The organism is Nocardioides sp., assembly GCF_036267815.1.
GTDB lineage: Bacteria > Actinomycetota > Actinomycetes > Propionibacteriales > Nocardioidaceae > Nocardioides.
On record NZ_DATAVI010000021.1, the window covers coordinates 19,406 to 33,099 of the forward strand.

A 13,694-nucleotide genomic window follows, 5' to 3' on the forward strand; every position below is an offset into this window, starting at 1 on the left:
CCGAACCCTACCAACGGGTTGGTGACGAACCCGCTTCCCCGCGCGGGGGCACCCTCACGAGGTGGCGCGGCTCACATGTGCGGGACGGGCTCAGACGTGGGTCGGCATGGGCTCGAGCCAGGCGTGGACCAGCGCCACGACCGAGGAGCCCTCGCCGCTGGCACTGGCGACCCGCTTCATCGAGCCCGACCGGATGTCGCCGACCGCGTAGATGCCGGGGACCGTGGTCTGGAGGTTCTCCGGCGGCAGCCCGTCTCGCCAGGCGCTCGAGGGGACGTCCCGCCCGGTGAGCACGAACCCGTTGGGGTCTCGGGCCACCTGCGCCGGGAGCCAGTCGCAGTGCGCGACCGCGCCGAGGAGCAGGAACAGCCCGCCGGCCTGGCGCCGCTCCCGGCGTCCGGTCGTCGTGTCCTCCACCTCGATCCACTCCAGCCGTCCCTCGCCGCCGCCGTCCACGACGCAGCGGCAGCCCTCGACGCTGACCCGCGGGTTGAACTCGATCTCGCCGATGAGGTACGACGACATGGTCGCGGCGAGGTCCGGCCGGCGCACGAGGATGGTGACGCTGCGGGCGAAGCGCGACAGGTGGATCGCGGCCTGGCCGGCGGAGTTCCCGCCGCCCACGACGTAGACGTCCAGGCCCTCCATCTCGCGCGCGGCGGTCATCGCGGCGCCGTAGTTCACCCCGCTGCCGACGAGCCCGTCGATCGCCTCGATCCCGAGCCTGCGGTAGGTCACCCCCGAGGCGATCACCACGGAGCGGGCACGGACGTCGCCGCCCTCGGTGCACACGACGTGCGGCTCCCCGAGGCCGCCGACCTCGAGCCGGAGCGCGGGCCAGCCGGTGAAGAACTGCGTGCCGAAGCGGATCGCCTGGTTGCGGGCGCGCTGGGCCAGGCGCATGCCGGAGATGCCCCGCGGGAAGCCGAGATAGTTGCGGATCATCGAGCTGGTGCCGGCCTGCCCGCCGATGGCCTCGGACTCGATCGTCACCGTGGCCAGGCCCTCCGACGCGCCGTACACCGACGCCGCGAGGCCGGCCGGGCCGGCGCCGACGATGACCAGGTCGGCGACCTCGTCGACGTCGATCTGGTCGGGGCGGCCGTAGATCGAGACCGCGACGTCTCGCACCGACGCGGCCTCGTAGGGCTCGCCGTCCCAGCGCTCGACGACGGGGAACCGCGGGGTGTCCTTGCCCAGCCGCGCCAGCACCGCACGCCCGACTTCGCTGTCGGGGTCGTGGACGAGCGCCGGGACGCCGATCCGGTCGAGGAAGTCGCGGACCGCGAGGGTCGGTGCGTCGTTGGCCGGCGAGACGATGCGGAGGGTCTCGACCACGGGCGCGGCCACGGTCGAGCCCCAGTCGGACAGGATCTCGCAGATGGCGGTGTGGAACTCCTCGTCGCGGGCGCCGCGCGGCATCAGCAGATAGGCGTCGTACTTCCCCTTGGCGAGCGCCGGACGCAGCGGCTCGGCGTCGATCCGGAACCGGCTCCAGTGAGCGGCGATGACGCGGCGCGCGGTCGGGATGTAGGTGCGCATGCGCTGGAACATCGCGAGCACGTCGTCGTCGGGCAGCACCGACTCCGAGACCGCCAGGGCCAGCTGCCGGCCCTCGAGGAAGAGGCTCTTCACGACGGCCTTCGCCTCGGCCGCGCTGCGGGCCGCGCGCACGTCGTAGTCGCGGGCGTAGCGGCCGAACTCGTCGAGCAGGTAGTCGGCGTTCTCCTCCGAGGCGAGCAGGATGGCTGGACGGTCGTCCACGGCTTCGGTCGAGCTGGTCGAGACCACGACGAGAGCCTATCGGCGCCGGGTCGGGCCGACGCGCTCGTAGGATTCCGTGCGTGCGGCTCCGGATCGACCTCGCCTACGACGGTGGCGGCTTCCACGGCTGGGCCGCGCAACCCCTGCTGCGGACCGTCCAGGGCGAGCTCGAGGCTGCGCTGGCGACGGTCCTGCGCAGCAGCCCGCTGTCCACCGTGTGCGCGGGCCGCACCGACACCGGCGTCCACGCCCGCGGGCAGGTCGTGCACGTCGACGTCGCCGAGGGCGCGCTCGGCCCGGCCGCGGGACGCGCGGAGGGCAGCCCGGAGGATGCCGTCGCGCGCCGCCTGAACGGCGTGCTCCCGGCCGATCTGCGGGTACGCCGGGTGGGACTGGCCGCAGCGGGGTTCGACGCCCGCTTCTCGCCGCTGTGGCGCCGCTACGCCTACCGGATCTGCGACGGCGTGCCCGACCCGCTGACGCGAGACCACGTGCTCGCGTGGCCGCGGACCCTGGATGTCGATGCCATGAACGACGCGAGCGCCCGGCTGCTCGGACTCCACGACTTCGCGTCGTTCTGCAGGCGCCGTGAGGGTGCGACGACGGTGCGCACCCTGCTGGAGCTCGGCTGGGCTCGGCAGGGCGACCTGGTCACCGGCACCGTGCGGGCCGACGCCTTCTGTCACCACATGGTCCGCTCCCTGGTGGGCTGCCTGGTCGCGGTGGCGGAGGGACGACGGCCCGCCGGGTGGCCGGCGCAGGTGCTCGCCGCGGCGGTGCGCGACCCGGCCGTCACGGTCCTACCACCGCACGGGCTGACGCTGGAGGAGGTCGGCTACCCGCCCGACGACGAGCTCGCCGGGCGGGCCGAGCAGTCCCGCACCCGGCGGGGGCCGGCGTGAGCGCGCCGCCGGCCGAGGTGCTGGCCGCGTTCGGTGCCACGGGCGAGCCGGCTCTGCTGCCGGGCGGGATGGGGCGCACCTGGCTCGTCGGCGACCTCGTGCTCAAGCCCGTCGAGGACGTCGTCGAGCACGCCTGGGTGGCCGAGGTGTACGACGCGTGGAGCTGCGAGGAGGTCCGGGTGCCGCAGCCCCTGCGGGCTGCCGACGGCTGGTCCTTCGCCGGCTGGGGCGCCCACGTCCTGGTCCCCGGGGAGATCGCGAAGGTCGGTGAGGATCCCGCCTGGTTCCGCGCCGCCCACGACGCCTTCCACGACGCGGTCGCCGACCTGCCTCGGCCGGCGTTCCTCGACGACCGCGACGACGCCTGGGCCTACGGCGACCGCGTCGCCTGGGAGGCCTGGGCGCCGCGCGGCAGGCCCGCGACCGTCACGCTGCTCGAACGCGCGCTGGGCATGCTGGAGCCGCTGGCGCTCCCCGCGCAGGTCGTGCACGGCGACCTGTGCGTCAACATGCTGCGCGACGGCGACGTCCCGGGTGTCATCGACTGGCCGGCGTACCACCGGCCGCGAGGCTGGTCCCTCGCCGTCGTCGCGACCGACGCCGTTCGCTGGGAGGGGGTCGCGACGTCGTTGTTCGACGAGTGGGACCTCGGCGCGGAGTGGCCGCAGCTGCTGCTCCGCGCGGTCGTCTACCGGCTAGCCACCCGGGCCTGGTTCGAGTGGGCCGGGTCGGCCACCGGCGACGAGGACGGCTACTCCCTGGGCGCCGAGGCGGTGCTCGACGTGATCGGGGAGCGGCTGCGGTGAGCGACCACTACTTCTCCGCCGACCCGTCGGTCCCCTTCTCGCGGGAGCCGGTCACCTGCGAGGTCTGGGGTCGGCGGCTCGACCTGGTCAGCGGCTCGGGCGTCTACAGCCGCGGCCGGCTCGACATCGGGACGTCGGTGCTGTTCCGCGAGACCGAGCCGCCGCCGCCGGGGCAGGTGCTCGACCTCGGCACGGGGTACGGCGTGATCGGCCTTGCCGTGGCGGCGGCATGGCGGTCCGACGGTGTGGCGCCCGGTGCGGGGTCGGTGACCGGGGTCGAGGTCAACCAGCGCGCCGTGCTCCTGGCCAACGAGAACGCCGATCGGATGCGCCTCAACGACCGCTTCCACGCCGTCGTACCCGACGCGGCGCCGGCCGGGGCGTCGTACGACGAGATCTGGTCGAACCCGCCGATCAGGATCGGCAAGCCGGCCCTGCACGAGCTGCTGCTGACGTGGTTCGCCCGGCTCCGGCCGGAGGGGCGGGCCCTGCTGGTCGTCGGCAAGAACCTCGGTGGCGACTCGCTCCAGGCCTGGCTGACCGACCAGGGGTACCCGACCACCCGGCTGGCCAGCGCGAAGGGCTTCCGGGTGCTGGAGTCGCGTCCGGGCCCCGAACGTTCATCTCCTCGTTCGTCTCCTGGTCCGTCTGTTCCCTCATAGCGCCGCCGTGAGGGATGGTGGGGCGGAGAGGCGGTCGCCGGACCGGTGTCCCCACCGCGGCCGTCGTCCTCGACCGCTCCGCATCGCTCGACGTTCGCCACCCGGCGGCCGGCGCGACGATCGTGGGTGCCCGGCTCGGCGTGTCGGACCTGCTGTCGTTGCAGAGGGGCGGACTCGTACCGGACGGTCTCATGGCGTGGCGGTGGCGGTGGCTGCGGCACACCGGCTCCTCGACGAGCGGCGGCACCTGGTCTGGGGCATCTGTGGAGGAGGCCGGAGGTGCTGTCGGTGGTCTCTGGTCTCATACGGATATGGCCATCTCGGGGGATCGTGAGGACGGGTCGGCGGGGCTGCCGGACGATGCTGCGGGGGTGTTGGCTGCGGCGCGTGCCGAACGCCGGACCGCGGACGTCGCGCAGGTGCGGCTGTTGGAGCTGGCGGTGCCGTGGGTGCTGCTGCATCCCGCGGACGGCATCGACCGTCCCTCTGGACGTGCTGAGACTGATGGTGATGGTGATGGTGATGGTGCGGGTGAGGGTGAGGCGGCGACCACCCCGCCCCCGACACCCGGCCGAGCACCACGACGGCCGGGCCACAGGCATGCCCGCATGCCCGGGTTGCTCCGTGATGGGCATCGAGCGTGGGGGGCCGGATGACAACCCCACGGCCCACCTGGGCGTCAGACGGGTGTCGATCGGGTCACGAGTCCCAGTTGCGCTTGCCTGAGCCGGGTTGGGCCGTTTGACTGCCGACGCCAGGTCGGTCACGAGGCCGGTCACTGGGTGGGTCACACGGGAGGAGCGGGCGTGCAACAGGTCGCCGAGCAGGCGGGGCAGCGCGCCGGGGGCCTGTCGGTCCGGTGCCAGGGGCTCGTGCACCTCTACAAGACGTTCGAGGGCCACGACGTCGTCGCCCTCCAGGGCGTCGACCTGAGCGTCGCAGCCGGAGAGCGGGTGGGGTTCCTGGGTCCGAGCGGCTCCGGGAAGTCCACCCTGCTGACGCTCTTCGGAGGCATCCAGCGCCCGAGCGCGGGCAAGATCTTCCTCGGCGACGAGGAGATCTCCCGGATGAGCGAGCGCCAGCTCACCAAGGTCCGGGCCTCGCGGGTCAGCACGATGCTCCAGGGCGCGACCCGCAACCTCCTGCACTACGCCACCGCCCGCCAGAACCTGCGGTTCAGCAGGTCGGCCAGCGCCGACCCGGACCGCACGCTCGGGGACGCCGAGCTGCTGCGCCGCGTCGGGTTGGAGAGCAAGGGCGACCAGGTGGTGCAGTCGATGTCGGGCGGTGAGCGCCAGCGGCTCGCCCTCGCGTGCAGCGTCACCAGCGCTCCCCAGCTCCTGCTCGCCGACGAGCCCACCAGCCAGCTGAGCCACGAGGACCGCGACCACATGCTCGAGCTGATCCACGGCCTGGGCAACGACTTCGGGACCACCATCCTCGTGGTGACCCACCAGCCCGAGGTGGCCCAGACCTTCCCGAGGACGGTCACGATGCGTGGCGGACGGGTCGGGATGGAGGGCCGCGCGGGTGCCGAGTACGTCGTGATCGGCGCCGAGGGCGTCGTCCACCTGCCCGCGCACATCGCGCGCGAGTGGCCCCAGGGAACGCTCGTCCGGATCGAGCCCGAGCACGACGACCGGCTGCTGCTCAGCCGGGGCGACCACGACGACGGCGGTGGCGCGGGCGAGGAGGGATCGCGATGAGCGCCTCCGGACGGCACGCCCTGTCGGGCGGCTCCAAGGAGCCGGAGGGGGATCCGGGCGCGAACCGGGGCCAGGACCCGTCGAGGCACTCGGGCCCGGCAGGGACTTCCGCCCACGGCGACCTTGAGCTGGAGGAGATCTCCCTCAACGTCGGGGGCCGCTGGGCGCTGGAGCGGCTGTCCCTGAGCGTGCGTCCCGGTCAGGTCACCTCGCTCTCCGGACCCTCCGGGTCGGGCAAGACCACGTTGCTCTCGATCGCCGGCGGCATCGTGAAGCCGACGACCGGCTTCGCGTCGTACGGCGGGCAGCACATGTGGCTCGGGGACGGCGACCCGCGCCACGAGGTGGCGTTCGTGCTCCAGGTCTACGGCCTGGTCCCGATCCTCTCGGCCCGCGAGAACGTCGCGATCGCACTGCGCGCCCGCGGGCTCGCGCCCCGCGACGCAGACGAGCGAGCCGACGAGGAGCTCGCCCGATTCCACATCGGCGACCTGGGCGACCGCCAGGTCGAGGAGCTCTCCGGCGGCCAGATGCAGCGGGTGGCCTGTGCTCGCGCGTTCGCGGTCCGGCCGCAGATCCTGCTGGCCGACGAGCCCACGAGCGAGCTCGACGAGGGCAACCGCGAGCACGTGATGGACCAGCTTCGGATGGAGGCTGCCCGCGGTGCGATCGTGATCGTAGCCACGCACGACCCCGCCGTGGTCGGTGCCGCCGACCGGACCCTCGTGCTCGACGAGGGCCGGCTCGTCCCGGCCGAGGACTCCGCCTACGCGAGCGGGCGGTAGCCGGCGTGCTGCTCCGCGCGGTCCGGGCTCGGCTCCTGCCGTCGCTCGCGACGTTGGCGCTGGCGCTGGTCGTCTCGGGCGGTTCGGTCGCGGTGGTCGGTGCCTCCCGAGCGGGGCACACGCCCGGCGCCGTCGCGGCGATGCTCGCGTTGTACGGCGCCGTCGCTCTGGCCGAGCAGGCCGCGCGCTCGGTGGTCGAGCGGAGCAAGGACGTCGCGCTGGCCCGACTGCGCGGCCTGCACGGCCTGCGGCTCGTGCTGTTCGCCGCGGGCCCGCTGCTCGCGGTCACCCTGGTCGGCATCGCCGTCGGGTCCGTGGCCGGCACCTGGCTCGCGCGCCGGATCGTGCACGGCTGGTCCCTGACCTATGCCCTGGGAGCGCGCGAGGTCGTGGTCGCGGTCGCGATCCTGCTGGGTGCCTGGGCGACCGTCATGCTGGTGTCGGCCGCGGTCATCCGCCGGCCCCTGGTCGACGCGCTGTCGGTCAACCCGCGGCGCCGCGGCTCCTCGTGGTTCACCACCTTCCTCGAGCTGCTGGTGGTCGTGGGGGCCTGCCTGGCCGTCTACGAGGCCCACCACAGCGAGCGCGACTGGGTCCCGACCATCGCCCCTGCCGTGGTGGCGCTCGCGGCGGGCCAGATCGTGATGTGGCTCCTCCTGCTGACGCCGCGGGTCGGGCAGCGACTCGGCGCCGCCCTGACCAGCCGGCGCCTGCGCCGCGACCCGGATCCCGGCTCGGTCCTGCGTGTCGTGGTCGCTGCCGCGGTGCTGCTGGCGGTGACCCTGACCGGCAGCCGGGCGGCCGCCGAGTGGCGCAACGACGCCGCGCGGCTCCGGGCCGGCGGGCCGCTGGTGGTGCCGTTCTCCGCCGGGGGCCTTCGGGCGTACGCCGCGGAGCACGACGCCGACCCCCAGGGGCACTGGCTGATGGCCGCCGTCGCGGTCAACGACCTGGAGCCCGCACGCCGTCGCCTCTTCGTCGACACCCATCGCTGGGACGCCGTCGTCGGGGGCTACGTCGCCGGGACGAGCGCCGGCAGCGCGACCGGCGAGATGGCGACCCTCGGCCGCAGCCCCGGTCCGCCACTGATGCGCGCGACGTCTCTCCGGGTCGACGTCACCACCGTCGCGGGGCAGCTGGGTGTGGTCACCCTGCGCTACCTCAGCGACCAGGGGTTCCTGCGGACGGCGAAGGTCCGCGTCGACCACACCGGCACGCTGAGCGGCGACCTTCCCGCCTGCGCGGTGGGCTGCACGCCGGTGCGCCTCATCCTCGGCGGGAGCGGCTTCGGCATCGGCTCGGTCTCGGCCGGCAGCGTCCGGCTCACCGGCAGCACGACGTACGACGGGGGCCGCCCGCAGACCGTCCTGCAGGTCGATCAGGGCCTGTCGGAGATCCCGGTGCTGACCACGCCGGGACTGAGGCTCTCCACCGAGATCGACGCTCTGGACGGCACCTCTCGGGCCGTCCAGGTCGTCGGCCAGGTCCGAGGAGTGCCCTTCCTGGGCCGGGCCGGCTCGCTGCTGGACCTCGGGCAGGTCCTCAAGGGCACGGTCGGAACCGTCGCCGGCGCACGCGCGGTCGTCGTCGCCCGAGCGGACACCCCCGCGTCTGTGCTCGCCCAGCTCAAGCAGGACGGCGGCGGCCCGACGTCCAGGTACGGCGCCGTCGCGACCCGCCTCGACCAGACACCGCAGGCTCGCGCCGACCGGCTCGCGCTCCTGGTCGCCCTCGGTGTCGCCCTGGTGGCGCTGACCCACCTGGTGGCCTGGCTCCTGGGCCAGGCCGACCGGCGCCGGGCCGAGGTCGCCGGCCTGCGCTCGGCCGGCATCCGGCCGGGCTCGGTGCGCCGTGCCTACCTCGTCGAGTCGGCGACCCTGGCCGTCGTCGTCCTCCTCGCCGCCGCGATCGCCGCGGTCGCGACGACCGTGCCGCTGCTCAGGCCGATGGGGCTCGTCGGCGGCTGGGCCGACGCTCCCGCGGTCCGGCTCGGCATCAGACCGGTGACGCTGATCCTGGTCGTGCTCGGTGTCGCCCTGGTCACCGCGGGGCTGTGCGCGGTCACCTTCACCCGGTTCGGCCGCCTGGCACGACCCTCGGCACTGCGAGCGGCGGACCGATGACCAGACTGCGGTGGCTGCTCGGCACCAGCCTGCGGGGCCTGAGAGCCCGGTGGGTGCTCAGCGTCGGCTCGCTCCTGCTGACCGTGATCGCGATCGGCTCCGCGGTCCTCGGGCCGAGCTACCAGCAGAACGCCGCCAACTCGTTCGTGGTGGCCCAGCTCCGCGCGGAGCCGCCGATCTCCACCGGGCTCACCTACGACTACCGGCCCCAGGCCAACGAGGACGTCGACGCCGCCGTCGTCAGCGCGCTGAAGGAGACCACCGAGGAGTCCGGCCCGGGCTACGACGCGGGACACGCCCTGGTCTGGCAGCCGCTGGGGCAGGTCGGCCTGTCCGGCGTGGAGGGGCCGTCCACACCCCGGCTGGTGTCGGTCCCCGGCGCCTGCGACCACGTCCGCCTGACCGGGCGCTGCCCCACCAACCCCGGCGAGGTGGCGCTCCTGCGCCACGACGCCGACACCTACGGTCTCCACGTCGGCGACACCTTCAACCCCTACGGAGACCGCACGCCGTTGACGGTGACCGGGACCTACGTGCCGACGGGCAAGGTTGCCGACGACACGTTCTGGGGCGGCAGCCAGACCCTCCAGTCGGCGCCGGGTGTCAGCACCATGCGTGAGACGATCCCGGCCCGGCCGGCCCCGTGGATCACCCCCCAGCCGACCATCGAGCAGCGGCAGGAGAAGTGGTACGTCCAGGTCAACCAGCTGCTGGCGACTCCGCCGACGCTGACGGCCAAGGACCTGTCGGTCGTCGCCGCACGCACCGACCGCATCCTCAAGGCCTCCGACCACGGCGGCCTGCCGACAGGGCTCAGCACCGAGATCGGCAACACCCTGACCACGACGGCCGCCCAGCTCCTCGACCGCCGCGGCGTCACCCGCTCCACCGTCGAGCCGGCGGTCCTCTCGCTGATCCTCGTCGCCCTGGTGCTGCTCTCGCGCCTGCTCGCGGCGTCGATGACGCTGCGCCGCGGCGAGCTCGCACTCGCCTCCCTGCGCGGCTACGACCGACGCCAGCTGTGGTTCCTCGGCCTGCTCGAGCCGCTGCTGATCCTGGCCGTGGCGACGCCGGTCGGCGTCGTCCTCGGCTACGTCGCGAGCCGGGTGCTGGCGCATCGCTGGCTGGTGCACGGGCTGCCGGTGCCGTTCATCGTGGCCAGTGCCGGCGCCGCGCTCGCGGTCGTGGCGGTGACCGCCGTCGTCACCGCCGTGGTGGTGCGCGACGCCGTCAGCGAGCCGCTCAGCTCGCAGATCGCCGGAGTGCGCCGTCCGACCAAGGCCGGCAAGGCCGTCGTGGTGCTGCGCCTCGCGCTGGTGGCGATCGCCGCAGCTGCGCTGGTCACCGCCGCCAGCCGCGACCACCCGCAGAAGCCCGACGCCACCGACCTCGCGCTGCCGATCCTGCTCGCGGTGGCGGCTGGGCTGCTGGTCGGGCTGCTCGTGCTCGCGGTCTCCTCGGTCTGGGTGCGCTGGTCGGCCCGGCGCCGGGCCCTCTCGTCGTACGTCGCGGCACGCACGGTGCGCCGGCGGCGCGAAGGCACGATGGTGATCCTGCCGGTGACGGCGGCTCTGACCGTCGCGGTGTTCTCGGTCGGCGTCTCCTGGGCCGCCTCGACGTGGCGGGCGAGCACGGCGGCCACCGAGGTCGGCGCCCCGCTGTCGTACTCCACCAAGCTGCCGCTGTCGCGCGCCGTCGGTCTCACCCACGAGCTCGACCCCCGGGGGCGCTGGCTGATGGCTGCCGGCGACGACATCCCGAACGCCGACGAGGTCACCTCGATCCCCGAGCCGCGGATCGTCGTGGACTCCAGCCGGCTGGCCCGGGTGGCGTCGTGGCCGGCGCAGTGGACGCCGGGGCGGAGCGCGGCCGACATCGCGCGCCAGATCGGGCCGAGCCGGGCGCCGATCGTGATGCGTGGCAAGACCCTGTCGGTCACCCTCGACAACGCCGTGCATGGGGGCTACCCGACCTTCGGCGCGACCGTGAACGTCCTCGACGACGCGGGACTGCTGCGCCAGGTGCAGATCGGGCCGTTCGCCCGCGGGACGTCGACCAAGGTCAGGAAGGTGCCCTTCTGCGCCACCGGCTGCACGGTCGAGTCGATCAGCTTCGGCGGGCCTGACGCGCTGGTGGAGAGGATGACCGGCACCGCCACGATCGCGGCGCTCACCGTCGACGGCAAGCCGGTGCCCGGGATGCTCGACCGCGGCTGGCAGCCGCAGCCCTCCCAGATCAGCACCCGGACGGCGGTCCGCAAGGTCGCCCTGAGCGGCGGCCGGCTGACGGTCACCGTGGCCGCCCGCTCGCTGGAGTCGTACGCCGGGATCGCCCCGACCGACATCCCCGCCGTCGTCCCGGTGCTCTTCGGTCGGCTCCACGCCAAGCAGGCCCAGCTGCCGACAGGAGTCAACGGCTTCTTCCGCGTGCAGGCCGTCGGGGCGCCCGCGGAGTCGATGCCGTTGCGCGGGCCGTCCGGCGTCATGCTCGACTTCAACGCCTTCGTCCGCTACTCCTCGCAGGTCAACAGCACGACCTCGGTCTTCGTGTGGGCGCGGGCCGACACCCCGCCGCGGATCCTCGGCCAGCTCGCGGCCCGCGGCCTGACCAACCCCACGACGCAGGCGCAGACGCGGCGGGTCCTCGACGCGGACGCGTTCGCCCTCGCCCTGCGGCTGTACGCCGTCGTCACGGCGCTGGTGATCCTGCTGGCGCTGGCCGGGCTGGCCGCGAACCTTGCGGTGCAGCTGCCGGCCCGACGCCGCGACGCCGCGTCGCTGCGGGTCGTCGGAGTGAAGCGGCGGGCCGTGATGGTGGGGGTCGTCGCCGAGTTCGTCGTCGTCCTCGGCGCCGCCGCGCTCGCGGGAGTCGCGGCGGGCGGTGTCGCGCAGTACGTCGTCGTCCGCACCGTCACCCTCGGCTTCGTCGACACCTCGCTGGTGCCGCGCGTCGTCCCCTCCTTCGACCTCGGCTCCGCGGTCACCCTGAGCGCCATCGTGCTGGTGGTGCTGCTCGTCGCGGCGGCCTGCTTCGCCTTCCTCACCGTGCGCTCCGCCCGGACGTCGTCCCTGCGCGAGAGCGCCCGCTGACCGAAACCGGGGTGCGCGTCGTATCCGCCTCGCGGACAATGGCTCACCGTGGGTCACGTGGACGTCGCCGGTGTGCACTTCGAGCTGCCAGACGGCCGGGTGCTGCTCGACGACGTGTCGTTCCGGGTCGGTGACGGCGCCAAGGTGGCCCTGGTCGGCGCGAACGGCGCCGGCAAGACCACGCTGCTCCGGATCATCACCGGTGACCTCGTCCCCCACGGCGGTGTGGTCACGCGCACCGGGGGGCTCGGCGTGATGCGGCAGATGGTGGGACCGGGACTGGGCGAGGACCCCACGGTCGCCGACCTGCTGCTCTCGGTCTCCCCCGAGCGCGTCCGGCGGGCCTCGCACGACGTCGACCGCTGCGAGCTCGCCCTGATGGACAGCGACGACGAGAAGACCCAGATGCGCTACGCCGAGGTGCTCGCGGAGTACGCCGACGCCGGCGGCTACGACCTCGAGGTGGTCTGGGACGTCTGCACGGTGCGCGGGCTCGGCGTGCCCTACGACCGCGCGAAGTACCGCGCGCTGCGCACCCTCTCGGGAGGCGAGCAGAAGCGCCTCGTGCTGGAGTACCTCCTGGCCGGACCCGAGGAGGTGCTGCTGCTGGACGAGCCGGACAACTTCCTCGACGTCCCCGGCAAGATCTGGCTGGAGCGGCGCATCCGCGAGTCGGAGAAGACGATCCTGTTCATCAGCCACGACCGCGAGCTGCTCGACAACACCGCCACCCGCATCGTCACCGTCGAGCTCGGCGCAGCGGGCAACCTGGTCTGGACCCACCCGGGCGGCTTCGCGTCGTACCACGCGGCACGTCGCGACCGCTTCGCCCGGCTCGAGGAGATGCGCCGCCGCTGGGACGAGGAGCACGCCAAGATCAAGGCGCTCGTCCTCCGGCTCAAGATCAAGGCGGAGTACAACGACGGCATGGCCTCGCAGTACCGCGCGGCGCAGACCCGGCTGCGCAAGTTCGAGGAGGCCGGCCCCCCGATCGAGCAGCCGCGCGAGCAGCAGGTGTCGATGCGGCTGCGCGGCGGCCGCACGGGCAAGCGGGCCGTGGTCTGCGAGGACCTCGAGCTGACCGGCCTGATGAAGCCGTTCGACCTCGAGGTCTGGTACGGCGAGCGGGTCGCGGTGCTGGGCAGCAACGGCTCGGGCAAGTCGCACTTCCTGCGGCTGCTCGCCGTCGGCGGGTCCGACCCCGACGTCGAGCACCGCCCGGTCGACGAGACTCCGGTCGACCCGGTGCGCCACACCGGCACGGCCAGGCTGGGCGCCCGCGTCCGGCCCGGCTGGTTCGTGCAGACCCACGAGCACCCCGAGCTGGTCGGACGCACCCTGGTGGAGATCCTGCACCGCGGCGACGGACGTCCCGACGGCCGCACCGGCATGGGCCGCGAGGCGGCGGCCCGGGTGCTCGACCGCTACGAGCTCGCGCACGCGGCCGAGCAGAGGTTCGAGTCGCTGTCCGGCGGCCAGCAGGCCCGGTTCCAGATCCTGCTCCTCGAGCTGTCCGGCGCGACCCTGCTGCTGCTCGACGAGCCGACCGACAACCTCGACGTCCAGTCGGCCGAGGCGCTGGAGGAGGGCCTCGAGGCGTTCGCGGGAACGGTCGTCGCGGTCACCCACGACCGGTGGTTCGCGCGCGGCTTCGACAGGTTCCTGGTCTACGGCGCCGAGGGCGAGGTCTACGAGTCCGACGGCCCGGTCTGGGACGAGACCCGGGTCCGCCGGCTCCGTTGAGATGCGCCTCCCGACCCGTTGAGATGCGGGTTCTGACCCGTTGAGATGCGGATTTCGACCGCGCGCACGTGTCCTTGCGCGGCAGCTACGGGCGCCAGGCAGTCAGAACCCGCA

At 73.7% G+C, this 13,694-nt stretch carries 9 protein-coding genes; 8 read left to right on the plus strand and 1 reads right to left on the minus strand.

All coding sequences use genetic code 11. The features are described 5' to 3' along the window. Positions 1-90: 90 nt before the first annotated feature. On the minus strand, positions 91-1,791 hold the full coding sequence (locus VHW64_RS03490) for an FAD-dependent oxidoreductase (protein WP_329649117.1): 1,701 nt from the start codon (positions 1,789-1,791) through the stop codon (positions 91-93). A gap of 53 nt (positions 1,792-1,844) precedes the next feature. On the opposite strand from VHW64_RS03490, the gene truA reads away from it, so the two are divergent. The 8 genes from truA to VHW64_RS03530 all read left to right on the plus strand — a co-directional run bounded on the left by truA (position 1,845) and on the right by VHW64_RS03530 (position 13,580). Beyond that, positions 1,845-2,666 (plus strand): tRNA pseudouridine(38-40) synthase TruA, encoded by an 822-nt coding sequence (gene truA / locus VHW64_RS03495; protein WP_329649118.1) that lies wholly within the window; start codon positions 1,845-1,847, stop codon positions 2,664-2,666. Then, entirely contained in the window at positions 2,663-3,472 is an 810-nt protein-coding gene (locus VHW64_RS03500; RefSeq protein WP_329649119.1) for a TIGR02569 family protein, read from the plus strand. The genes truA and VHW64_RS03500 overlap by 4 nt, the downstream gene beginning before the upstream one ends. Beyond that, positions 3,469-4,134 carry a class I SAM-dependent methyltransferase gene (locus VHW64_RS03505; protein WP_329649120.1) on the plus strand — a complete coding sequence of 222 codons (666 nt, stop codon included), beginning with the start codon at positions 3,469-3,471 and terminating at the stop codon, positions 4,132-4,134. Before VHW64_RS03500 ends, VHW64_RS03505 begins: the two co-directional genes overlap by 4 nt. An 806-nt stretch (positions 4,135-4,940) precedes the next feature. Continuing rightward, positions 4,941-5,840 carry an ABC transporter ATP-binding protein gene (locus tag VHW64_RS03510; RefSeq protein ID WP_329649121.1) on the plus strand — a complete coding sequence of 300 codons (900 nt, stop codon included), beginning with the start codon at positions 4,941-4,943 and terminating at the stop codon, positions 5,838-5,840. Continuing rightward, positions 5,837-6,625, plus strand: coding sequence for an ABC transporter ATP-binding protein (locus VHW64_RS03515; protein WP_329649122.1), 789 nt, complete (start codon positions 5,837-5,839; stop codon positions 6,623-6,625). Before VHW64_RS03510 ends, VHW64_RS03515 begins: the two co-directional genes overlap by 4 nt. Before the next feature lie 5 nt (positions 6,626-6,630). Continuing rightward, positions 6,631-8,748: a hypothetical protein gene (locus VHW64_RS03520; protein WP_329649123.1), complete on the plus strand. Its 2,118-nt coding sequence runs from the start codon at positions 6,631-6,633 to the stop codon at positions 8,746-8,748. Continuing rightward, a complete protein-coding gene (locus VHW64_RS03525) occupies positions 8,745-11,837 on the plus strand; it encodes an ABC transporter permease (RefSeq protein ID WP_329649124.1) in 3,093 nt (1,030 codons plus the stop codon). The genes VHW64_RS03520 and VHW64_RS03525 overlap by 4 nt, the downstream gene beginning before the upstream one ends. 48 nt (positions 11,838-11,885) lie before the next feature. Next, on the plus strand, positions 11,886-13,580 hold the full coding sequence (locus VHW64_RS03530; RefSeq protein ID WP_329649125.1) for an ABC-F family ATP-binding cassette domain-containing protein: 1,695 nt from the start codon (positions 11,886-11,888) through the stop codon (positions 13,578-13,580). Positions 13,581-13,694: the final 114 nt, after the last annotated feature.

Bases quoted from the DNA above. Each gene is read 5' to 3' on its own strand.
- VHW64_RS03515 (WP_329649122.1), top strand. From the start codon at position 5,837: ATGAGCGCCTCCGGACGGCACGCCCTGTCGGGCGGCTCCAAGGAGCCG.
- VHW64_RS03525 (WP_329649124.1), top strand. From the start codon at position 8,745: ATGACCAGACTGCGGTGGCTGCTCGGCACCAGCCTGCGGGGCCTGAGA.